This window comes from Chitinophaga sp. YIM B06452 (genome assembly GCF_039655965.1).
Classification (GTDB): domain Bacteria; phylum Bacteroidota; class Bacteroidia; order Chitinophagales; family Chitinophagaceae; genus Chitinophaga.
The window spans coordinates 831,824-855,137 of record NZ_JAWLKY010000001.1; the positions used below are offsets into that span (position 1 = coordinate 831,824).

Below are 23,314 nucleotides of genomic sequence, written 5' to 3' on the forward strand. Positions count from 1 at the left end.
ATATGCTGGTTTACCGGATCGTTCAAAAAGAAGAAAGAACGCGGGACCTCTCCGGCACGGGCGCCTTCAAATTCGGCGGCCGCTGGAACAATCCCGGCACCTTTGCGCTGTACACCAGCGAAAACCGTTCGCTGGCCATGCTGGAAACGCTTGTACATGTGGATGATTCAGAGATGCCGCCGGATATGTTCATCATGGAGATAGAGATCAGCGACAAAGCGCCCATTTACGCCTTCCCTGACGAGCGCCTGCCGGAAGAGTGGATGGAGCCGGAAAACATCGAACTGAAGGAAGAAGGGGACGCACTGATGAAAGACCTCCGTTACCTGGCCATCAAAGTGCGCTCCGCCGTGCTGCCGCAGGAATATAATTACATGCTCAACCCCCTGTTCCCGGATTTCAGCAACCTGGTGAAAGTGGTGAAAGTAACGCCTATCATCCCGGATATCCGGTTGTTCTGATATTATTTTACCCATCCCTCTCCTGGTGCTATCCTTTATCTATCCTATATCTATCCTATATCTATCGTTCAAGTTGGGCTCAGGAGAATAAAATATTAGTCTGAATAGTTAATATCTTTTAATTATATTTAGTGGTCGACCCGGATATTTCACGTTAGCAATAAACCAAATCCCCCCTATATGCAAAGTACCCTTAAATGCCTGTCTGCTGCCCTGTTATTTCTTTTATGCCACACAGCCTGCCGGAAAGCGGAAACGCCGGCGATCTCAGAAAAAGTTAGCCTGGCGTCGGAGAAAGCCACTACCAATGACAATTCCTGCTGCCGGGTTTCGCTTAACCTGACAGGAGGAGGAATGTCGATTACCGTCGATGGCACCACCTATCACTATTCGACAAATGTATTTGACACGGCCGGTCTTACGCCCAGTGAGACCGGCGAATATTGCCTTGCCCACTGTATTATGGGGGACAATCCGCCGATGTTTGAAGTGAAGAATTATGATAAATTCTTTACTGCCTGGGGCTTTCTCGCGCAATACAGCGGAGTACCGGCCCCTACGTGCCCCCCATATGGCAGCCAGTGCTTATGGACACGTGAACAAATGATGTATGCCAGCGGAGGCAATATTGGTTATGAAACAAGCGCCATCGGCCATACCTTGGATGATCTGACAAACATAAATACTTTCATGCCCCGCATCGAAGCAGAAGATCCTGTAGCGCTGATGGCGGTACTGGAAAAACTGAAATGCAGATTCTTCAGGAGATATTCCGGCGCTGACCCGGAGATAGCCTTCCAACTGGCAGAAGAAGGCAATTTTGTGATTGCCATTTATGCAAACGTGGCAGACAATACTGACGACGGCTGGGGATCTCCACTACCTACTTACTCCCGTGCCGCAGTGCTTCAACCCGGGTGGAACGACCGGTTATATATCACATGGGGACAAGCTGCCACTTCAGTTGTAAGGCCTTTCTGGGGCTCAAGTGACTATTATGCCACTGAAGATTTTTATAATGGCGCCGGCGTCGATCCCTCTAAATTCTTCTTCTACGTTTATACGCCTGACCAATGTACAGAAGGCCAGTATTCATGCCCATAATACAGTTAGCAATAAAGCAAAAGACCGTCTAGGCTAAGCCTAGACGGTCTTTTGCTTTTTATCATTAACCTGCTTATTCCGGCAGGCCTAATTTCAAACTCAGTTCATCCAGCTGCACCTGGTCGATCTCGCTGGGTGCGTCCAGCATAACGTCGCGGCCGGAGTTGTTTTTCGGGAAGGCGATGAAGTCGCGGATGGTTTCGCTGCCGCCCAGCAGGGAGCAAAAGCGGTCGAAGCCGAAAGCGATGCCGCCATGCGGGGGCGCACCGTACTCAAATGCGCCCAGCAGGAACCCGAATTTATGCGCGGCCTCTTCTTTGCTCATGCCGAGGGCGGAAAACATTTTCTCCTGGAGGTCGCGCTGGAAGATACGGATGGAGCCGCCGCCGATCTCGGTGCCGTTCAGCACAATGTCGTACGCGTTGGCTTTGATCTGGCCATATTGCGAAGGATCAGCCATGAGGTGGATATGCTCAGGCTTCGGAGCCGTAAAGGGATGGTGACGGGCCACCCAGCGGTTATCTTCTTCCGCGTATTCAAACAGCGGGAAGTCTATCACCCACAGCGGTTTGTACACGTCTTTATCACGGAGGCCCAGGCGCTCGCCCATTTCCAGGCGAAGCTCGCTCATGGCCTTGCGGGTGCGTTCTTCTTTACCGGCCAGTATCAGGATGAGGTCGCCTGGCAGCGCCTGGCACTGGTCTGCGAACAGACGGAGACCACGTTCGTTGAAGAACTTGTCCACAGAGCTTTTCAGCGAACCGTCTGTGTTGTATTTGATATATACAAGGCCGTTCATGCCTATCTGCGGGCGTTTCACCCATTCAGTCAGCTCATCCAGCTGCTTGCGGGTATATTCGCTGCAACCGGAAACATTGATGCCGACTACCAGCTCTGCATCGTCGAACACCTTAAAACCATTGCCCCTGGCGGGTTCACCGAGGTCTACGAGTTTCATTTCGAAACGGATGTCCGGCTTGTCGTTACCGTAATATTTCATGGCGTCGTCCCAGGTCATGCGGGGGAACGGCTCGTGGAATTCTATGCCTTTGATCTCGCGGAAAACATGTTTGGTCATTTCCTCGAAGTTGGACAGGATGTCTTCCTGGTCCACGAAGCTCATTTCACAGTCGATCTGCGTGAACTCCGGCTGGCGGTCCGCACGGAGATCTTCATCGCGGAAGCATTTCACGATCTGGTAGTAACGGTCGTAGCCGCTCACCATCAGCAGTTGTTTGAACGTTTGCGGGGACTGCGGCAGGGCGTAGAACTGGTTAGGGTTCATGCGGCTGGGCACTACGAAGTCGCGCGCGCCTTCGGGCGTGCTTTTGATGAGCACGGGCGTTTCTATATCCATAAACCCGCGGCTGTCCAGGAAGTTCCGCACGGAGCGGTTCACCCGGTAGCGGAGGCTGAGGTTTTGTTTTACGATATTGCGGCGAAGGTCCAGGTAACGGTATTTCATGCGCAGTTCGTCGCCGCCGTCCGTTTCGTCCTGTATGGTGAAGGGGGGCGTTTTGGAACCGTTCAGCACGGTAAATTCCGTGGCGGTTATTTCGATATCGCCGGTGGGAATATTGTTATTCTTGGCGGTACGTTCGGTAACGGTGCCTTTCACCTGGATCACGAATTCGCGGCCGAGGGGCTGCGCGTCCAGCTGGGCATTGAGCGATTCGCCGAGCAGCAGCTGTGTGATGCCGTAGCGGTCGCGCAGGTCAACGAATGTAATACTACCAAACTTGCGGACGGTTTGCACCCATCCTGCCAGCGTTACCGGCTGGCCTACATGCTCCATGCGCAATTCTCCACAGGTGTGCGATCTGTACATTGTATACTATGCTTTTCTATTGATAAAGGAGGTCAAAGATAAGAACTGGATGCTGGAAAATCTACCTCAGTGCATTAAAATACCGTTTAATATCTACTTCCGGCGGCAGCGGGGCTTTCTGAAGCAGGTTTTTCACAAAGGCATCAGCCGTCCAGGGCGCGAGGGAACAGCCTTTGGAGCCCATCCCGTTAAAAATGCCCACCTGCGGGAAACGGGGGTGCAGGCCCGCCATAGGCCGCCTGTCCGGCCCGGAAGGGCGAATAGCCGCAATATGATCGATCACATCGAAATCCTTGCTCAGCAATTGTTTCAGGTGGTTTTCCAGCGTTTCGCGGGCGGCAGCGGTGGGCAGGGCATCTGTATAATCCCAGGAGAAAGTAGCGCCGGCCCAGTAAATATCATCTTCCAGCGGTACGAGGGTAATGCTTTTTTTGATGATGTCCGCCGTGCGGAAAGGCAGCCGCACTATCAGCGCTTCGCCTTTGTTGGGCAGGAATTTCAGCTTGCCAAACCACGGATTCTGCGGGCTTTCCACGCCTTCGCAGAAAATAACGGCTTTGGCCTGCAGGTCCTGGTACTCCACGCCGTTTTCCTCCAGCCTCAACTGTTCGGTATCAAAGCGTTCTGTGCGCACCTCCGCTGTTTTGCGCCAGGCGGGCAGCAGGCTGCTGAGCTGCACGTTCGCCCCCTTCACGATCCCCGCGCCAAAAGGCTGCTGCAATTCCTCCGCATACCGCAGTTCCCGCGGCTGTTGTGAATAAGGCGTAGGGCAGGCGGCAAAGGCATCGCGCATTTGCGCAGAGGGCCATACGTTCCAGATGTCCCTTTCATGAAAACAGCTGACCTGCAAAGCGGCTTCCATGGCCCGGTACGTCTGCTCCGCAAAGGGATAGATGGTATCGTACAGCCATGCCGTCTCAAATTTCCGCCCGGATACAGGATTGATGATCCCCGCGGCGGTGCGGGAAGCGCTGTGGGGGCGGGCATCGTCGTATACCAGCACCTGCTGCCCTGCCTGCTGCAGGAACCAGCCGAGCATGGTGCCGGCAATACCCTGGCCTACCAATATGTAATCGTACGTTCGCATAAAACCGGGGCAAAGGTAATGTTTAGAATGCTGGTGCGTTAACAAGTTGGCGCTACCGGAACTATCTAATTTTCAACTCCTTATTTCCTGCCATACCCATAATATTACCCAATTATACCCAATTCCACCAGTAAGAAAAAAGCCCCGTCGCTTCAACAGCAACGGGGCTCAGCTATTTTACAGCTTCATGCAAATCAGGCGGGTACGCCTTTCAGCACTTCGGCCATTTTCTTTCCGATGTCAGCGGGACTGTCCACCACATGAACGCCGCAGGCGCGCATGATCTTCATTTTAGCAGCAGCAGTATCGTCTGCTCCGCCAATGATAGCACCGGCGTGGCCCATACGGCGGCCAGCGGGAGCGGTTTGGCCTGCAATGAAGCCTACCACAGGTTTGCGGGGATTCGCCTTGATCCATTCAGCAGCTTCAGCTTCCATGCTGCCGCCGATCTCGCCGATCATGATGATAGCGTCGGTTTCGGGGTCGTTCATCAGCAGTTCCACCGCGTCTTTAGTAGGAGTGCCAATGATCGGGTCGCCACCGATACCGATAGCGGTAGATACACCCAGGCCGGCTTTCACCACCTGGTCTGCCGCTTCGTAAGTGAGGGTGCCCGATTTAGAAACGATGCCTACGCGGCCTTTTTTGAAGATGAAGCCGGGCATGATGCCTACTTTGGCTTCTTCCGCGGTGATCACGCCGGGACAGTTAGGGCCGATCAGGCGGGTTTTATGACTTACCAGGTAATTCTTGGCTTTCACCATGTCCTGTACCGGGATGCCTTCTGTGATACAAACCACCAGCGCAATGCCTGCATCGGCAGCTTCCATGATCGCGTCTGCCGCAAATGCCGGCGGAACGAAAATGATGGATACATTCGCACCCGTTGCCTTTACAGCGTCCGCCACGGTGTTGAATACCGGGCGGTCCAGGTGGCTGCTGCCGCCTTTGCCGGGGGTAACGCCACCTACCACGTTGGTGCCGTACTCAATCATTTGTGTGGCATGGAAAGTACCTTCTGTTCCGGTAAATCCCTGCACAATCACTTTACTATGCTTATTTACTAAAACACTCATCGCGCTTGATTTAATTAATTTTTTACGTTAAGGTGGGGCAAAAATAACGGATAAGGGCGAAAAAGAAAAGGAAAGGCCATTTAGTTGAAGAATATTAACTATTTGTTACCGCCGCCGGCCTGCTTGGCGCGCCAGTTCTTGTCGCGGAACATCTCCATCTTCCGCATCTCCTTAATGTCCTGGAAGAACTCGGATGCGAAAATGAAGTCGTTCAGCAGTTTGTCGTCGCTGAAAATGATGTCTTCGTTACTGCCTTCCCATTGTTTTTTGCCCTGGTGCATGTAAATGATATGGTCGCCGGATTCCATCACGGTGTTCATGTCGTGGGTGTTCACTACGGTAGTGATGTTGTATTCCACGGTAATGTCCTTGATGAGCTTATCGATAATGAGGGATGTTTGCGGGTCGAGGCCGGAGTTGGGCTCGTCCACGAACAGGTATTTAGGGTTCAGTACGATAGCGCGGGCAATGCCTACACGCTTTTTCATCCCGCCGGAGATCTCGGCCGGGAATTTTTTGTTGGCGTCTTTCAGCTCCACACGGTCCAGGCATTCCTGCATTCTTTTCCGGCGCTCTTTGTAGCTCATGGTCGAAAACATGTCCAGCGGAAACATCACGTTCTGCTCCACGGTCATACTGTCAAACAGGGCGGAACCCTGGAACAGCATGCCGATGGCCTGGCGGATGGGCTTTTTCTCATGGTCGTCCATCGCGGTAAAGTCTTCGCCGTTGTACAGCACGGTACCGCTGTCCACCTTTATCAATCCCACCATGCATTTCATGAGCACCGTTTTACCGCTGCCGCTGGCGCCGATGATCAGGTTCGTTTTACCCGGCTCCATGTTGGCGGACACATCTTTCAGTATCTCCTTATCTCCAAAGCTCTTCCGGATGTTTTTCAGTTCTATCATCTGTTCGTGTCTTGTAATTATAGTTTAAAGCAACAGTGCCGCCAGCGCGTAGTCAGCAAACAGGATCAGCACGCAGCTCACTACTACGGCCGTTGTACTGGCGCGGCCTATCTCCAGGGCGCCGCCGGTTACATTGTAGCCGTAATAGGCCGGTATGCTGGAAATGATAAAGGAGTAGGTATATGCCTTACTCAGGGCGAAGAACACGTTGTACCCGTCAAACGATTGCCTGAGGCCCTGCATGAATTGTTCATGGGAAATGATACCGCTCATCTTGCCTGCTTCGAGGCCCCCGAAAATACCGAGGAAGGCGGCAATGATCACGAGTGCGGGGATGGTGATAATCGCCGCGAGTATCTTGGGACCGATGAGGTAGGCTTTGGTGTTGATGCCCATGATCTCCTGGGCGTCTATCTGCTCAGAGATGCGCATGTTCCCCAGCTCGGAGGCTATTTTGGAACCAACCACCCCGCCCAGCACGATACATACCATGGTGGGCGCCAGCTCAAGGATCAGCGTATCCCTTACTACCTGCGCGATGGTGGATTTGGGGATAAAGCCGCTTACCAGCTGGTAAGCTGTTTGCACGGTGGTTACCGCGCCCAGAAAGAGGGAGATGATCACCACGATGCCGAGGGAGCCCAACCCTATGTCCACACACTGTTTCATGAATTCCTTCCAATACATCCGCATGTTCTCAGGGCGGGAGAACATTCCTTTCAACATCAGCAGGTACCTGCCGAAATGGTAAAAAAATCTAAACTCCATAACTCGTCAAAGATACTGGGAAAAACAATTTGAATATCATTTATCGCAGGCTGCTTACCAGCAGCCGCTTAAGGCTCCGCTCGATAATTTCACCCATGGTGGTACAGCGGGCGAAAACCGCGTCGTGGTAATGCTGGGCCAGCTCTTCCCCCAGCTGTTTTATTTTCCCGGGGAAGGATACACGATCGGTCATGATCACGTCCCGCAGGTCTTTGATGCGGTGCCGCTGCACTTTGATGCGGCGGGCAATGAGGGAGCGCTCTTCCTGCTGGTATTGTTTCACCACCTCGGCGTTCAGGTGTTTCATGGCCAGCTCTACGAACACGCGGTTCTCTTTGAAGAACTGGGGCATGTAGAGCGTTTTTTTGCCTTCGTAGAACTGCTGGTCGAAATCGATGGCGCGGATGCGGAACTGCACATCGTCGAAGTCGGGCGTGATGTCAAAGATGAAATTATAGGAGCGCATATCGCCCAGCAGCCGCACAAAGCAACGTTCGTTGAACTTCACGAATTCCTTGGCGATGCGTTTGGGATTGAATTCCGGGCGGTCCAGGTAATCTTTGGCGAACTGGTCGCCGGGCACGCCGGCGATGTGCTCTTCCACCAGGGTGTTGCCGTCTACCAGGAAGTTCATCCAGTAAGGGCTGAGGATATGCTCCAGCTCCAGCCCGTAAATGCGGGAGGCGTCGGCTATTTTGATGTAGAAATAATCGTACACCTCGTTGTAGTTGTTCACGATCTTGATACGGAAGGGGTGGCTGTTGCCAAACGTGCAGTAGTCGATGCGTTCGATGTGCAGGTGCTCTTCCGCCGTCTGGTCGCCGCCGGCCTTGAGGATGGAATAGATGCGTTTGAGGCCGGCGTGTATGGGGCCAACCATGCTTTGCGGGTACATCACGGATTCCCACAGCGTGTCTTTGCCCAGCTTGTCGTACACGGGGATGCCGTAGTCGTAATATTTCAGCTCTTCGTAGCTGAGCGGCAGCTTCACTTCGCGCTCGTACAGCTTCAGGTAGTTCCTGAAAGCCGGGTTCAGCGGGAAAAATATCTTCTTGCGGGAAATGGATTGCATCCCGAAATTTACGAATTATCCGGTGTGCGTGTGCAGGTGGAGACAGACAAAAAACAAACGGCACGGGAATACCGTACCGTTTGCGCGTTATATTTCCAGCAATTGTTTATTTCTTCTTCCCGTTCTTCACCTCATCGCGGCAGCATTTCGTTTGTGCGTCCACTACGGCGATCAGCACCACGTTCACGATCTGCCTTACGGTAGAGCCCAGCTGCAGGATGTGCACGGGTTTTTTCATACCCAGCAGGATGGGGCCTATGGCGTCGAAGCCGGCCACTTCCTGCAGCAGGTTGTAGGCCACGTTGCCGGCGGCGAGGTTGGGGAAGATGAGAGTGTTCACATCTTCGCCGATCAGTTCCGAGAAAGGATAATTGTCTTTTAATATTTCCTTGTTGAAGGCCATGGCGGCCTGGATCTCGCCATCCACGGTGAGCGTGGGGTCTTTTTTCTTCACGATCTCGCGGGCCTGGCTCATCATCTGCGCTTCGGGCGTTTGGCTGGAGCCGAAGTTGGAGTAAGATACCATGGCGATCCTCGGGGTGATATTGAACTGGCGTACTTCTTTAGCCACCAGCAAAGTGATGTCTGCCAGCTCTTCCGCCGTGGGATTGAGGTTGACGGTTGTGTCCGCCAAAAAGAGCGGACCGCGTTTGGTATTGATGATATACATGCCGGCCACGCGTTTGGCGCCATCTTCCATGCCTATTACCTGCAATGCGGGACGGATGGTATCCGGGTACTTGCGGGTGAGACCGGAAATGAGGGCGTCCGCTTCTCCTGTTTCCACCATCATGCAGCCGAAGTAGTTGCGTTCGCGCATGATCTTTTTCGCTTCGTAAAGGTTCATGCCTTTGCGCTGGCGTTTTTGGAAGAACAGTTCCCCGAAGTGGTGGCGCTTTTCGGCCATTTCCTCGCTTTTCGGGTCAATGATCACTACATCATCTATCTCAATGCTGTTGTCGGCCATCAGCTGCCGGATACGTTTTTCGTTGCCCAGCAGTATCGGGTGCGCGATATTTTCATCATTCACCACCTGCGCGGCTTTGAGTATCTTGATATTGTCCGCTTCGGCAAACACCACGCGGCGCGGATCTTTCCGGGCTTTGGAGCCAATCACGCGGAACAGCTGGTTGTCCAGGCCGAGGCGGTTGTTGAGCACAACTTTATATGCTTCCCAATCGGTAATGGGCGCATGAGCCACCCCGCTGTCCATCGCGGCTTTGGCCACGGCGGGTGCTACAGTACTGAGCAGGCGCGGGTCCAGGGGTTTGGGGATGATGTAGTTGGGACCGAACACGAGGTTGCGTTCGTTATAAGCAAGGTTCACGATATCGGGTACGGGAGACTTGGCAAGGTCCGCCAAAGCATGAACAGCAGCCAGTTTCATGGCCTCGTTGATCTGCGTGGCGCGCACGTCGAGCGCTCCGCGGAAGATGTAGGGGAAGCCCAGTACATTGTTCACCTGGTTGGGATAGTCGGAACGGCCGGTGGCCATGATCACGTCTTTGCGGGAATTAATGGCCGTTTCGTACGCGATCTCCGGGTCAGGATTGGCCATGGCAAACACGATGGGGTTCTTGGCCATGCTTTTCACCATATCCGCCGTTACTACGTTGCCGACCGAAAGTCCCACGAACACGTCCGCATTTTTCAGCGCTTCGGCCAGGGTAGTCACTTTGGAGGTGGTGGCGAACTGTAGCTTCATTTCATCCAGGTCTGTGCGCTGGCGGTTCAGCACGCCGTCTTTATCGAACATGATGAAGTTCTCCGGTTTGGCGCCCAGCGAGGCGTAGAGCCGCACACAGGCCATGGCGGCGGCGCCTGCTCCATTCACTACGAACTTCACTTTTTCTATTTTTTTCTTCACCAGCTCCAGCGCATTCAGCAATGCCGCGCTGGAAATGATGGCAGTGCCGTGCTGGTCGTCGTGCATCACGGGGATCTTCAGCTCTTTGCGCAGCCTTTCTTCGATGGCAAAACATTCCGGGCTTTTGATGTCTTCCAGGTTGATGCCGCCGAAAGTGGGCTCCATGGCTTTCACCACGCGCACAAATTCATCCACGTCGCGCGTATTCAGTTCAATATCAAATACATCGATGTCCGCAAATATCTTGAACAACACGCCTTTCCCTTCCATCACGGGTTTGCCGGCTTCCGGGCCGATGTCGCCAAGGCCGAGCACTGCCGTGCCATTGCTGATCACGGCTACTAAATTGCCTTTGGCGGTGTATTTGTAAACGTTTTCTACGTCTGCGGCTATTTCCTTACAGGGCTCCGCCACGCCGGGAGAATAGGCGAGGGAGAGGTCCCACTGGGTTTTGGTGTCTTTGGTAGGTATAACTTCTATCTTGCCAGGCCTGCCCATCGCGTGATAATCGAGTGCATCCTGCTTATTCAGTTTCTTAGCCATATAAGATTGTCATTGGGCGTGCAATATACGAAGTATCGGAGGAACGGGGTCTACTCCGTTCGTGTAGGTTCACAATAATTATTTACTTTTACGGCGTTAAACATTCTCAAATATCATGATACAACGCATCCAAAGCCTGTTCCTGCTGCTGGCAGCCATTGCCGGGGGCGCGATGGGCAGTTTTGACCTCTGGAAAGCCACTATCACCAGGGGCGCCACCACAGCCGTGGAAACCTTCAATGCCACTTCCAGCTATCTGATATTTACCGTCCTGATGATCAGCACCATCCTCAGCCTGGTCACTATTTTCCTGTACAAGAAGCGCAAGCTCCAGTTCAGGCTCACGGTGCTGAATATCCTGCTGGCCATCGGCATCCTGGCGCTGATCTATTTCAAAGTGCAGGACACAGCCAATGCCCTCCAGTCTTCCGGCGCCATGATCGTACGCGCCAATTACCTGCTGCCGGCCTTTTTGCCTGTGGTCATGATCGTATGCCTGTTCCTCGCTGCGCGCGGGATATACAAAGACGAAAAACTCATTAAAAGCCTGGACCGCCTGAGATAAAGCGCTCCGCTCAACGATATGTAAAAAGGCAAGCCGCACCGGTTTGCCTTTTTTATTGCAACAAATGCCCGTTTTTGGCTACAAGATCATAAGATACGGCTACATCCGCCACTGTACGGCGGTGCAACTTTGTATTTCAAAATACAAAGGATATGAAAATCGTAGTAACAGGCTCTTTGGGGCACATCAGCAAACCGCTTACGGCAGGACTTGTGCAAAAAGGCCACCGGGTGACCGTTATCAGCAGCAAACCCGGGAACCGGGAAAATATCGAAGCCATGGGCGCCGCAGCCGCCATCGGCTCACTGCAGGATGCGGACTTTGTTGCACACGCATTTACAGGCGCCGACGCCGTTTATACGATGGTGCCGCCGAACAATTACTCGGACCACAGCCTTGACCTCCTGGCCTATTACCGCGGGGTCGGCGAAAATTACGCCCGTGCCGTTCTGCAGTCCGGCGTAAAACAGGTGGTGAATCTCAGCACCATCGGCGCGCACCTGGAAAAAGGCAACGGCATCCTGATCGGCGCGCATCATGTGGAAAAGATACTGAACGGGCTGCCGCAGGAGATAAACATCACGCATATGCGCCCCACTTCTTTTTATTATAATTTATACGGTTACGCGGAAATGATAAAGACAGCGGGCTTTATCGCCGCGAACTATGGCGAAGAAGATATAGTTCCCTGGGTTTCACCCATTGACATTGCCGCCGCGGTTGATGAAGAACTCACCGCCCCGCCGGCAGGCAGGAAAATACGTTACGTAGCAAGCGAAGAGCGCTCCTGTAAAGAAACCGCCGGGATCCTTGGCGCAGCCATCGGGCAGCCTGATTTAAAATGGTCCATCATCCCGGACGAACAGATGTTGAACGGCCTGGTGACCGCCGGCATAAACCCGCGGATCGCCGCCGGCCTGGTTGAAATGTACGCCGGCCTCCATAGCGGGCTGCTGGCTGAAGATTATTACCGTAACAGACCGGCAATGGGGAAAGTAAAACTGGCTGATTTCGCTAAGGAATTTGCCGTTGCTTTCAGGCAGAATAATTAAATTGTAACCATGGGACACGCGCAGCCAAGAAGATTTAAAACGATCTCCGAATTTCACCGCTTCCGGAATCTCCCGATGCCCGAGCATCCGCTGATCAGCGTGGTCAATGTTGAGGCGATGAGAGTGCTGGGGAATGACGACCCGGCAGGCATGGTTTTCGATTTTTACGTGATCGCGCTGAAAAGGACTCCCAATGCAAAAATGAGATATGGCCAGCAGGAATATGATTTTGATGAAGGCATCCTCGTCTTTATGGCGCCCGGCCAGGTTTTAAGGATCGAACTCCTGGAAGATGCCGAAATAATACATACGGGATGGCTGTTATACATCCATCCCGATTTTTTCTGGCACACATCCCTGGCCAATACCATCAAAAAATATGATTTCTTCGATTATTCGGTGAACGAGGCTTTGTTCTTATCGGAGAAAGAAGAAGCCATCATATCAGGCATCCTGCAGAATATCCGGCAGGAGTACCATACGAATATCGACAACTACAGCCACAACATTATCATCGCCCAGCTGGAATTGCTGCTCTCTTATTCGGAACGGTTCTACCAGCGCCAGTTCATCACGAGGAAGATCACCAACCACACGATCCTCAGCCGCCTGGAAACCATTATCGACGGGTATTTCAACGACAACGAACTGTCCGGGAAAGGATTGCCTACGGTAACATACATCGCCCGGTCTTTAAACATATCGCCGGGCTATTTAAGCGGGTTATTAAAAGTGCTGACAGGCAAAAGCACGCAGCAGCACATACACGACAAGCTCATCGAAAAGGCAAAAGAAAAACTATCCACCACGGGTCTCTCGGTAAGCGAGATCGCCTATGAATTAGGATTTGAACATCCGCAATCTTTCAGCAAATTATTCAAAACCAAAACCAGCCTTTCTCCTTTGAAATTCAGGCAATCGTTCAGCTGACACGGAAAAAAAATGTATCCGGATCAAAGGAACTTCCCCGTATAACTCGTCTTCACTTTCTTCAACCCTTCCGGAACCCCGGCGTACAGCAGGGTGCCGCCGCCTTCACCGCCTTCGGGCCCGAGGTCTATCGCCCAGTCTGCACTGCGGATCACGTCCAGGTTATGCTCTATCACCAGCACGCTGTGCCCCTGCTCTATCAATGCGTTAAAGCTCGCCAGCAGCTTGCGGATGTCGTGGAAGTGAAGACCGGTGGTAGGTTCGTCGAAAATGAAGAGGATGTGCCCCTGGGCTTTGCCTTTGCCAAGGAAAGACGCGAGCTTCACACGCTGTGCCTCGCCGCCGGAAAGCGTGTCTGAGCTTTGGCCCAGCTTCACGTAACCCAGGCCCACGTCGCTCAGCGGGCGTATTTTGCCCACCACATCCTTTTCGTCTTTGAAGAATTCGATCGCTTCGTCTACACCCAGCTCCAGGATGTCGTAAATATTTTTGCCTTTGTACTGCACTTCCAGTACTTCGTCCTTAAAACGTTTACCGCCGCAGGTTTCGCAGGTCAGGTGCACGTCTGCCAGGAACTGCATTTCCACGATCACCTCGCCTTCTCCCTTGCAGGTATCGCAGCGCCCGCCGTCCACATTGAACGAAAAATGTTTGGGCTGGAACCCGCGCATCTTTGACAGTGGCTGTTTGGAGAACAGGTCGCGGATCTCGTCGTAGGCTTTGATATAAGTCACCGGGTTGGAGCGGGAGCTTTTGCCGATGGGGTTCTGGTCTATCATCTCGATCTGCGTGATGTGGTCCATATCCCCTTTCATGGCCCTGTGAGCGCCCACGCGGTCGGTAAATTCCCCTTTCAGTTTCATGAGCGCGGGGTACAGTATCTGTTTCACCAGGGTGGTCTTGCCCGAGCCGGATACGCCGGTTACCACGCAAAGCACGCCCAGCGGGAATTGCACGTCAATGTTCTTCAGGTTGTGCTGGCGGCAGCCTTCCAGCTGTATAGACCGTTTCCACTTGCGCAGGTGCGCCGGCGGCTCGATGCGGAGGTTGCCGCTGAGATATTTACCGGTGAGGCTTTTGCCGTCTTTCAGTATCTCGGGGTAAGTGCCTTCGAAGATCACTTCGCCGCCCAGGTGGCTGGCCAGCGGCCCCATGTCTATGATATAATCCGCTTGTTCCATCAGTTGCTCATCGTGCTCCACTACCACCACGGTATTGCCCAGGTCGCGCAGCTCGTGCAGCACGCGGATGAGGCGGTGGGTATCGCGGGCGTGCAGGCCGATGCTCGGCTCGTCCAGGATATACAGGGAATTGGTGAGGTTGCTGCCCAGGGTGCGGGTCAGCTGGATGCGCTGGCTTTCGCCACCACTGAGGGTATTGGCCACACGGTTGAGGGTGAGGTACCCCAAACCTACATCCAGCAAGGTTTTGAGGCGATGATGCACTTCAATGAGGATGCGTTTGGCCACCTGCTGCTGGTATTCGTCCAGCTCCAGCCCGTCGAACCAAACGCGGAGCTTTTCCACGGGCATTTCCACGAGGTCCGCAATGTTGTGACCGCCTACTTTCACGTACAGCGCTTCTTTGCGCAGGCGGGCGCCGTTGCAGGTGGGGCAGGTGGTGCGGCCGCGGTAGCGGGCCTGCAGCACGCGGTATTGCACCTTGTACAGGTTCTGCTCCACCATTTTGAAGAACTCGTTCAGGCCGTAAAAATGCTCATTGCCCGTCCACAGCAGTTTTACCTGCTCGTCCGTAAGCTCTGAAACGGGTTTGTGTATGGGGAAATTGAACTTCCGGGCGGCTTTCACCAGGGCTTCCCGGTATTCTCCCATCTTCTCGCCCCGCCAGGGCGCAATGGCGCCTTCATAGATGCTGAGGCGCTTGTCCGGTATCACCAGGTCTGCATCTATGCCCAACACCTGGCCGAAACCTTCGCAGGTAGGGCAGGCGCCGTAAGGGTTGTTGAAAGAGAACAGGTTGGGAACGGGTTCTTCAAACTGGATGCCGTCCAGCTCGAATCGGTTGCTGAAAGCCTGGTCCATTTTGCCGTCCACTTCCAGGAAGCAGTCGCCTTCGCTTTCGTAAAAGGCCGTCTGTATAGAGTCCGCGATCCGGTGTTTATCATCTTCCTCAAAATCTTTTACCACGATACGGTCTACCAGTACGTAAGTGGAAGCCGGTATCCTGGGCGATTTTTCTTCCAGCAGTTCTTCAATGCGCACCAGGCTGCCGTCTTTATACAGGCGGGAAAACCCTTTCTGCATCAGGATGTTCAGCTCTTCCAGCGGCTTGCGGTTGGCATGCTGGCGGAAAGGCACGAGGATCTGCACCTTGCTGCCGGTGGGCAGGCGGCTGATATGGTCCACCACATCGGCCACTTCGTGCTTTTTGACGAGCTGGCCGGAAACGGGGGAATAGGTTCTGCCCGCGCGGGCGAAGAGCAGGCGCAGGTAGTCGTACAGTTCGGTCATGGAACCCACGGTGGAGCGGGGAGTACGGGTAATTACCTTTTGCTCGATGGCGATGGCCGGGCAGATGCCTTTGATGTAGTCCACATCCGGCTTGTTCATCCGCATGAGGAACTGGCGGGCGTAGGAGCTGAGGCTTTCCGCGTAGCGGCGCTGGCCTTCGGCATAGAGGGTGTCCATCGTAAGGCTGGACTTGCCGGAGCCGCTCACGCCGGTAACTACTACGAGTTTATTTCTGGGAATGGATACGCTGACATTCTTGAGATTATGCACCCTGGCACCTTTGATAAAGATATGGTCAGGCGAGCTAACTGGTTCACGTTCAACGGTCACTTCCTTGGATTTTACTTTTGCGCACATAGGATCACAAATTTAAGGATTCGGAGGCTTCTGCCGGGCAAAATCCCGGGGGGAATTTCCCGGAAATCCGGAATGCCCGATCCGCCGTACATCTTTAATAGCAAATTTATCCGGGGGGTGTTGTTTTATTCAAACATTCCGTTATATTTGCAATAACCGACATCTTATACCTAGTCCCGGTTGAACATTCATAACATATAAAATTGTACATTATCGCTTAAACTTTACGCTACTAACAACCTACTGACTGTAATGTCCGTACTATTTACTAACCGCTATTGGTAGACGTATATGCAAGTAATGTACAAACTGAATGATGAACAACTCATCAACCTGTTCAAGAAGGGGCATTCTTCCGCCCTTGAAGAGTTGGTGTACCGCCATAAGGACAAACTTTTCACATCTATCGTATTGCTCGTAAAAGATTCATTTCTTGCCGAAGATATCTTCCAGGATACTTTCATCAAGATCATCGATACCATCCGTGCGGAAAGGTATACGGAGAAAGGTAAATTCCTGCCCTGGGCCATGCGTATAGCGCATAACCTTTGTGTGGACCACTTCCGTAAGATCAAACGCACGCCTGTTATTAAAACCGGCGACGATAAGGACATCTTCAATGTGCTGAACTTTTCAGAGCCCAGCGCTGAAGAAAAGATGATGACCCGGCAGAGCCACGACAGCGTGCGCCGTATGCTGGACCTGCTGCCAGGCGAGCAGCGGGAAGTGATCATCCTGCGTCATTACGCCGAGCTGAGTTTCAAAGAAATTGCCGACCTCACAAATGTGAGCATCAATACTGCATTGGGCCGTATGAGATATGGCCTGATCAATCTCCGGAAGATGATGACGGAGAAGCAGATTTGTTTGTGAGTACCCTTTTTTTGCTTGCCAATAAACGGGCGGTGAGAGTTAAAGCTTACCGCTCGTTTTTATTTCCCCACCTTTTTCTTTCCCCTTCTTCCCGATCAGCAGCACGCCCGCCAGCACCAGCGCCGTACCCGCCAGCTGGGGCCAGGTGATGGGTTCGTCCAGGAAAATATAAGCCTGCACGATCGTAGCCACTGGCCCGATGCTTGTAATGATGGCCGTATTGCCCGAGCCGATCTTGCGGATGCCCTCGCTCGTCAGGAAAGTGGGGATCACGGTGGAAACGATGGCCATCTGGAAACACAGCCAGTAAGTATGTCCAGAAAAATGCCGGACCTCCGTGCCGTGCTTCACGAAATATTGCAGGAATATGCCGACGGCGGCGAAACAGAGAGCATAGGAAGTGAATTTCATGGAGCCGACTTTCGGGATGATCTCCCCGCCGCCCACGATATAAAAAGCGTAAGTAACCGCGCAACCCAGCACCAGCAAGCTTCCTGTAACCACGCCGGGATCCCATTGCTGCTGTACATCTCCTGCAAAAGCCACGATCATGCCGCCATAGGCGATCAGCAGCGCCAGCCACTGCGTGCGCGTGATCTTTTTCCCGAAGCCGACAGCGCCGATCAGCAAAGCGAAAGTAGGGTACAGGAAAAGGATCAGCCTTTCCAATCCGGCTGAAATGTAAGCCAGGCCCATAAAATCCAGCAGGCTGCTGGCGTAATAGCCCAGGAAACCGAGCACGGCGATCCAGCCCCATTGGCGGACGGTGAGCTTCACGTTGTCCGTTCGCCGGAAGAGGATAATGGCGGTAAGAATGTAAAAAGGGACGGCAAACATCATGCGCAGCGCAAGCATGGAAATGGCGTCTATGGCTTCTGTACGGTAAACGAGCTTTACGTAGATGGCCTTGGCGGAAAACATCATGGCGCCGATCAGGGCCATGGCAAAGCCGAGGGCATAGTTTGATCTTTTCATGGTTCAGTGCCGCAAAGATCGGGGATTCGGGGGATAGAAGTGTAAACGGAATGATGAATTGCGATGGAACTTTTTGACCCGAATTAAAGAATTTACGATACTTGCATATCACTTAATAGCAGATTATGCAGCGCCAAATAGAAAACACGCAGCAATACAATAGCTCACTCGAGCGCGTTTACGGCCTTATGCAAATGGATTTGCTGCCAGGATCGCAAGAGTGGGATGAATTGGAAACGTTGTCTATTCTGGTTAAAGAATATGAAAATATACATTACCCGATCCCCAAACCCCAGTTGGGCAAAATAAAAGAAAACCTGCTAAGGCCTTAACCATAGCGGGAATCCCTTAATTATTACTCAAATCCATTTTAAACTTTTTCGAAAACAATCGCAGCCCCCTGCCCTACGCCTACGCACATCGTGGCCAATCCATACTTCGCGGCCTGCTGCCGCTTCATTTCATGCATCAGCGTCGTGGTGATCCTTGCGCCGCTGCAGCCCAGCGGGTGGCCGATGGAAATGGAGCCGCCGTTGAAGTTGATCTTCTCAGGGTTTAGCCCCAGCTCGCGGATGCAGGCCAGGGATTGGGATGCGAAAGCCTCGTTCAATTCTATCACATCCAGGTCCGCCACTGAAATATCCGCTCTTTTAAGCGCCTTTACAGTGGAAGGCACCGGGCCGATGCCCATGATCGCGGGGTCTACCCCGCTCACTGCCATGGAACGTACCATAGCTATGGGTTTCAGATTGAAGCGTTTGAGCGCGTTTTCGGAAACGATCAGCAGGGCGGAAGCACCGTCGTTGATGCCGGCGGAATTGCCCGCAGTCACGGAGCCGCCTTTGGCAAAGGCGGGGCGTAGGCCGGCCAGTTTTTCGAGGGAGGTTTCCCGGGGATGCTCATCTTTGCTGAAAATTACCTGTTCTTCCTTATTGGGCGTGATCTCCACAGGAATGATCTCTTCTTCCCATTTGCCCGCCAGGAGCGCCTGTTTGTATTTTAACTGGCTTTCGTAGGCGAACCGGTCCTGGTCCTCACGGCTGATCTTCCACTCGCGGGCCACGTTCTCGGCGGTTTCGCCCATGGAAAAAGGATAATAAATGTCCGCCAGCTTCTGGTTGGTGAAACGCCAGCCGATGGTGGAGTCGTATATCTCTGTTTTGCGGCTGAAAGGCCCGTCGGCCTTGGGCATTACGAGCGGGGCGCGGGTCATGCTTTCCACGCCGCCGGCGATATATACGTCGCCTTCGTTGCACATGATAGCGCGGGAAGCGTCCATGATGGCCTGGAGGCCGGAAGCGCAGAGGCGGTTCACGGTATTGCCGGCCACGGAAACGGGCAGCCCGGCCAGTAAAACGGCCATACGGGCCACATCGCGGTTATCTTCCCCGGCCTGGTTGGTGGCCCCGGCAATCACATCCTCCACGGCAGCGGGGTCCAGCGAGGGATTGCGTGTTAACAGGTTCCTGAGCATCAGCGCCAGCATATCGTCTGGCCGGATGCTGCTGAGCTTGCCACCGTAGCGGCCTATGGGGGTCCTTACGGCGTCTACTATATAAGCAGTTTGCATAACGTCAATTGTTAAAGTTGCGAATTTAGGGTAACTATCCGGTATTACGGGCCTTCTTACTAATCTCAAATCCGAAATATGGACGTACCTTTGCGGGATGACGAGGAAGCAGAACATCAGGCACCTGAGCCTTTCCCAGATCCAGGAAGTATTTGAGCAGATGGGCGAGAAGCCTTTCAGGGCCAAACAGGTCTATGAATGGCTGTGGCTGAAACAGGCCCCGGATTTTGAGAGCATGACCAACCTCAGCAAGCCCCTGCGGGCCGCGCTGGAGGAGAATTTCTCCTTCCCCTCTATTAAAATCGACACCACCCAGCACAGTACAGACGGCACCATCAAAAGCCGTTTCCGCCTGCACGACGGCCACCTGGTGGAAGGCGTGCTGATCCCCACCAGCACCCGCCAGACCGCCTGCGTATCTTCCCAGGTAGGTTGCAGCCTCAGCTGTAAATTCTGCGCCACCGGCTTCATGGACCGGAAAAGGAATCTCGAATTCGACGAAATTTTCGACGAAGTGGCCCTCATCAACAAACAAGCCCTCGAATCGTCCGGGAAAAAACTCACCAATATCGTCTACATGGGCATGGGCGAACCCCTGCTCAACTACCGTAACGTGCTGAAATCCATAGAAAAGATCACCTCTCCCGAAGGCCTGGCCATGAGCCCGAAAAGGATCACCGTATCCACCGCCGGCGTGGCCAAAATGATCCAGCAGCTGGGCGACGACCAGGTGAAATTCAACCTGGCCCTGTCCCTCCACGCCGCCAACGACAAAAAACGCAGCCAGATCATGCCGATCAACGAAACCAATAACCTGAAAGTATTGGTGGATGCGCTGAATTATTTCTACAAAGCCACGCAAAACGAAATATCTTTCGAATATATCCTGTTCAAGGATTTCAACGATTCCGAAAAGGACGCTGACGAGCTGATCAAGATCTACCGCCAGGTGCCGGTAGACCTCGTGAATATCATCGAATACAACCCGATAGATCATGCCCGTTTCCAGAAGCCTTCGCCTGAAGCGACGGAAGCGTTCATGGAATACCTTGGAAAGCACCGCGTGAATGCCCGCCTGCGCAGGAGCCGCGGCAAAGACATTGATGCTGCCTGCGGCCAGCTGGCGAATAAAGCAACTGTTTAAAAAATATAGTATCTACTGCAGGAATGCAGCAACATAAACATACAGCATGAAAAAAAGCAAACCCGCTCCCCGCAAAGGGTTCACACCTTTCAAAGAAAACCAGGCCGGCAAATCTTCATCAGAACGCCGCCCCAAAAGGGACGGAGAAGATAGCCCGCGCGGAAGGTCCGATGAGAAAGGATCTTTCAAAGGCTTCCGGGAAAACCGCTCCGGCAGCGGGGACGATAAACCCAAACGCAGCTTCGGCGATAAAGAATTCAAACCAAGGAAAAGTTTTGGTGATGGCGAAGATCGTCCCAAGAGAAAGTTTGAAGACAGCGAAAACCGCCCCAGGCGCAGCTTTGGCGACCGCGACGATAAACCCAAACGCAGCTTCGGCGACAAAGAATTCAAACCAGGGAAAAGTTTTGGCGATGGCGAAGACCGTCCCAAAAGAAAGTTTGAAGACGGTGAAAACCGTCCCAGGCGCAGCTTTGGCGACCGAGACGATAAACCCAAACGCAGCTTCGGCGATAAAGAATTCAAACCAAGGAAAAGTTTTGGTGATGGCGAAGATCGTCCCAAGAGAAAGTTTGAAGACAGCGAAAACCGCCCCAGGCGCAGCTTTGGCGACCGCGACGATAAACCCAAACGCAGCTTCGGCGACAAAGAATTCAAACCAGGGAAAAGTTTTGGCGATGGCGAAGACCGTCCCAAAAGAAAGTTTGAAGACGGCGAAAACCGCCCCAGTCGCAGCTTTGTCGACCGAGACGATAAACCCCAACGCAGCTTCGGCGACAAAGAATTCAAACCAGGGAAAAGTTTTGGCGATGGCGAAGACCGTCCCAAAAGAAAGTTTGAAGACGGCGAAGACCGCCCCAAGCGCAGCTTTGGCGACAAAGAATTCAAATCAAAAAAACGTGACGGCGACGGAGAAGACCGCCCGAAGAAAGAGAGATCTTTCGGCGACCGCCCCCGCAAAAGCCTCCGCAAAGCTGAAGTACACGGCAAAAAGAAAGAAAAAAGCACCCGCAAGCGCATCATAAAAGAAACTGCTTCCGAAGAAACTTCCGGTAATGAAATGCCGCTGAACAAGTTCATCGCCCATTGCGGCATCTGCAGCCGCCGTAAGGCCGTGGACTATATCAAGGAAGGCAAAGTGACCGTGAACGGCGAAAAGATCGTGGAGCCTGCTTTCAAAGTGACCGCCAAAGACCAGGTAACGCTCAACGACAAACGCATTTACATCCAGAAGAACCTCATCTACGTACTGCTCAACAAACCCAAAGGCTACATCACCACCACCGACGATCCTGAAGGCCGCCAGACCGTGATGGAGCTCGTGGAAGACGCGGCAGACGAAGAAAGGCTCTACCCCGTTGGCCGCCTGGACCGCAATACGTCCGGCCTGCTGCTGCTCACCAACGACGGCGAGCTGGCGCAAAAACTGGCGCATCCGAAGCACAACATCAAAAAGATCTACCACGTAGAGCTGGACAAACCGCTTACCAAAGCGGATTTCGACCAGATCATCGCAGGCGTGACGCTGGAAGACGGCCTGGCACTGGTAGACGCGCTCGGCTATGTGGACACCAAGGATAAAAAACAGGTGGGCATCGAGATACACAGCGGCAAGAACCGCATCGTGCGCCGCATTTTCGAGCACCTGGACTACAAGGTGGAAAAGCTGGACCGCGTGATGTACGCCGGCCTCACCAAAAAGAACGTGAACCGTGGCAAATGGCGCTTCCTGACAGAAAAGGAAGTGATCCTGCTCAAACACTTTAAATAACCGGCAGCGGCCTTGCAATCAACAGCAAGGCCGCTTTTGAAATAAGACCATCAGATACATGAGACTGGAACCGCTGATCATATTCGAAAACGACGATTTTGTGGCGGTGAACAAACCTTCGGGGCTGCTCACCATCCCTGACCGTCATGATAACGAGCTGGAGGCGCTTTCCGCCCTGCTCAAAAAACAGTACGGGCAGATCTTCACCGTGCACCGCCTGGACCGCGATACCAGCGGCATCGTGATATTCGCGAAAAACGAAACGGCCCACAAGGCCCTTTCACAGGCTTTCGAAAGCCGCGATGTAGAAAAGTATTACCTGGGGCTGGTGAACGGGGAATTCGTGGAACCATCCGGCAGCATCAACGCCCCCATCATGGAACATCCTGTGCAACGCGGTAAAATGGTGACCAATGCCAAAGGCCGCCCCTCGCTTACGGATTACGAGGTGCTGGAATCCTTCGGGCTGTACAGTCTTGTGCGGCTGCGCATCCATACCGGGCGCACCCACCAGATCAGGGTGCACATGAAACACCTGGGGCATCCTATTGCGGTGGACCCGCTGTATGGCAACAACCAGCCGGTGCTGCTGAGCGGCATCAAGAAGAAATTCAGGCTGGGGAAGTTCACCGAAGAGGAAAAACCGCTGCTGGGCAGGCTGGCCCTGCATGCCTGGAAGATCAGGTTCCAGGACGAAAAGGGACAGGTCTTTGAGCTCGAGGCGCCCCTGCCCAAAGATATGCAGGCCGTGTTGCAGCAATTGCGTAAGCATAAGAAGCCCCAAGGCAACTAATTTGAGGATTTTCCCGTTAGTATGTTAAATCTCTGCGTCTGACCGGCTGATTTATACCATTGGCCGGTTCCTGGCACAGGATATCACGGATTTGAC

General features: G+C 53.2%; 20 protein-coding genes. 10 read left to right on the plus strand and 10 right to left on the minus strand.

Annotated elements, in window-relative coordinates; all coding sequences use genetic code 11:
• Positions 1-2: 2 nt before the first annotated feature.
• Positions 3-461 (plus strand): RES family NAD+ phosphorylase, encoded by a 459-nt coding sequence (locus tag R3I13_RS03015; RefSeq protein ID WP_346316439.1) that lies wholly within the window; start codon positions 3-5, stop codon positions 459-461.
• 180 nt (positions 462-641) lie between these two features.
• Positions 642-1,565 (plus strand): hypothetical protein, encoded by a 924-nt coding sequence (locus tag R3I13_RS03020; protein ID WP_346316440.1) that lies wholly within the window; start codon positions 642-644, stop codon positions 1,563-1,565.
• Between the two features lie 73 nt (positions 1,566-1,638).
• Here R3I13_RS03020 and aspS read toward each other — a convergent pair whose 3' ends face one another.
• The 7 genes from aspS to R3I13_RS03055 all read right to left on the minus strand — a co-directional run bounded on the left by aspS (position 1,639) and on the right by R3I13_RS03055 (position 10,717).
• On the minus strand, positions 1,639-3,393 hold the full coding sequence (gene aspS, locus R3I13_RS03025; protein WP_346316441.1) for an aspartate--tRNA ligase: 1,755 nt from the start codon (positions 3,391-3,393) through the stop codon (positions 1,639-1,641).
• A gap of 61 nt (positions 3,394-3,454) precedes the next feature.
• Complete coding sequence (locus R3I13_RS03030) at positions 3,455-4,480, minus strand: FAD-binding oxidoreductase (protein ID WP_346316442.1); 1,026 nt, start codon at positions 4,478-4,480, stop codon at positions 3,455-3,457.
• A gap of 194 nt (positions 4,481-4,674) precedes the next feature.
• Positions 4,675-5,556 (minus strand): succinate--CoA ligase subunit alpha, encoded by an 882-nt coding sequence (gene sucD, locus R3I13_RS03035; RefSeq protein WP_346316443.1) that lies wholly within the window; start codon positions 5,554-5,556, stop codon positions 4,675-4,677.
• A gap of 98 nt (positions 5,557-5,654) precedes the next feature.
• Positions 5,655-6,467 carry an ATP-binding cassette domain-containing protein gene (locus R3I13_RS03040; protein WP_346316444.1) on the minus strand — a complete coding sequence of 271 codons (813 nt, stop codon included), beginning with the start codon at positions 6,465-6,467 and terminating at the stop codon, positions 5,655-5,657.
• Positions 6,468-6,491: 24 nt separating this feature from the next.
• A complete protein-coding gene (locus R3I13_RS03045) occupies positions 6,492-7,235 on the minus strand; it encodes an ABC transporter permease (protein WP_346316445.1) in 744 nt (247 codons plus the stop codon).
• A 40-nt stretch (positions 7,236-7,275) separates the two neighbouring features.
• On the minus strand, positions 7,276-8,307 hold the full coding sequence (locus tag R3I13_RS03050) for a hypothetical protein (protein WP_346316446.1): 1,032 nt from the start codon (positions 8,305-8,307) through the stop codon (positions 7,276-7,278).
• A gap of 106 nt (positions 8,308-8,413) precedes the next feature.
• The gene (locus R3I13_RS03055; RefSeq protein WP_346316447.1) at positions 8,414-10,717 is read right to left on the minus strand and encodes an NADP-dependent malic enzyme; all 2,304 of its coding nucleotides are present in this window, start codon (positions 10,715-10,717) and stop codon (positions 8,414-8,416) included.
• A 115-nt stretch (positions 10,718-10,832) separates the two neighbouring features.
• Here R3I13_RS03055 and R3I13_RS03060 point away from each other — a divergent pair, with 115 nt between their 5' ends.
• The 3 genes from R3I13_RS03060 (at position 10,833) to R3I13_RS03070 (ending at position 13,264) form a co-directional block, all read left to right on the plus strand.
• Positions 10,833-11,282 carry a DUF4293 domain-containing protein gene (locus R3I13_RS03060; protein ID WP_346316448.1) on the plus strand — a complete coding sequence of 150 codons (450 nt, stop codon included), beginning with the start codon at positions 10,833-10,835 and terminating at the stop codon, positions 11,280-11,282.
• A gap of 152 nt (positions 11,283-11,434) precedes the next feature.
• Positions 11,435-12,334 (plus strand): NAD(P)H-binding protein, encoded by a 900-nt coding sequence (locus R3I13_RS03065; protein WP_346316449.1) that lies wholly within the window; start codon positions 11,435-11,437, stop codon positions 12,332-12,334.
• A 9-nt stretch (positions 12,335-12,343) separates the two neighbouring features.
• Entirely contained in the window at positions 12,344-13,264 is a 921-nt protein-coding gene (locus R3I13_RS03070; protein ID WP_346316450.1) for a helix-turn-helix transcriptional regulator, read from the plus strand.
• Positions 13,265-13,287: 23 nt separating this feature from the next.
• Here R3I13_RS03070 and uvrA read toward each other — a convergent pair whose 3' ends face one another.
• Positions 13,288-16,092 (minus strand): excinuclease ABC subunit UvrA, encoded by a 2,805-nt coding sequence (gene uvrA, locus R3I13_RS03075; RefSeq protein WP_346316451.1) that lies wholly within the window; start codon positions 16,090-16,092, stop codon positions 13,288-13,290.
• Positions 16,093-16,392: 300 nt separating this feature from the next.
• Here uvrA and R3I13_RS03080 point away from each other — a divergent pair, with 300 nt between their 5' ends.
• Positions 16,393-16,965, plus strand: coding sequence for a sigma-70 family RNA polymerase sigma factor (locus tag R3I13_RS03080; protein WP_346316452.1), 573 nt, complete (start codon positions 16,393-16,395; stop codon positions 16,963-16,965).
• Positions 16,966-17,004: 39 nt separating this feature from the next.
• On the opposite strand, the gene R3I13_RS03085 is transcribed toward R3I13_RS03080, so the two are convergent.
• A complete protein-coding gene (locus R3I13_RS03085; protein WP_346316453.1) occupies positions 17,005-17,940 on the minus strand; it encodes a DMT family transporter in 936 nt (311 codons plus the stop codon).
• Positions 17,941-18,065: 125 nt separating this feature from the next.
• Here R3I13_RS03085 and R3I13_RS03090 point away from each other — a divergent pair, with 125 nt between their 5' ends.
• Positions 18,066-18,272, plus strand: a complete 207-nt coding sequence (locus R3I13_RS03090; protein WP_346316454.1) for a hypothetical protein — start codon at positions 18,066-18,068, stop codon at positions 18,270-18,272.
• Positions 18,273-18,310: 38 nt separating this feature from the next.
• On the opposite strand, the gene R3I13_RS03095 is transcribed toward R3I13_RS03090, so the two are convergent.
• On the minus strand, positions 18,311-19,510 hold the full coding sequence (locus R3I13_RS03095; protein ID WP_346316455.1) for an acetyl-CoA C-acyltransferase: 1,200 nt from the start codon (positions 19,508-19,510) through the stop codon (positions 18,311-18,313).
• Positions 19,511-19,607: 97 nt separating this feature from the next.
• Between R3I13_RS03095 and rlmN the strand changes: the two genes are divergently transcribed.
• The 3 genes from rlmN to R3I13_RS03110 are packed head-to-tail and all read left to right on the plus strand — an operon-like array spanning position 19,608 to position 23,218.
• A complete protein-coding gene (gene rlmN / locus R3I13_RS03100; RefSeq protein WP_346316456.1) occupies positions 19,608-20,654 on the plus strand; it encodes a 23S rRNA (adenine(2503)-C(2))-methyltransferase RlmN in 1,047 nt (348 codons plus the stop codon).
• 46 nt (positions 20,655-20,700) lie between these two features.
• Positions 20,701-22,425: a pseudouridine synthase gene (locus R3I13_RS03105; protein WP_346316457.1), complete on the plus strand. Its 1,725-nt coding sequence runs from the start codon at positions 20,701-20,703 to the stop codon at positions 22,423-22,425.
• A 58-nt stretch (positions 22,426-22,483) separates the two neighbouring features.
• Positions 22,484-23,218 (plus strand): RluA family pseudouridine synthase, encoded by a 735-nt coding sequence (locus R3I13_RS03110; RefSeq protein WP_346316458.1) that lies wholly within the window; start codon positions 22,484-22,486, stop codon positions 23,216-23,218.
• Positions 23,219-23,314: the final 96 nt, after the last annotated feature.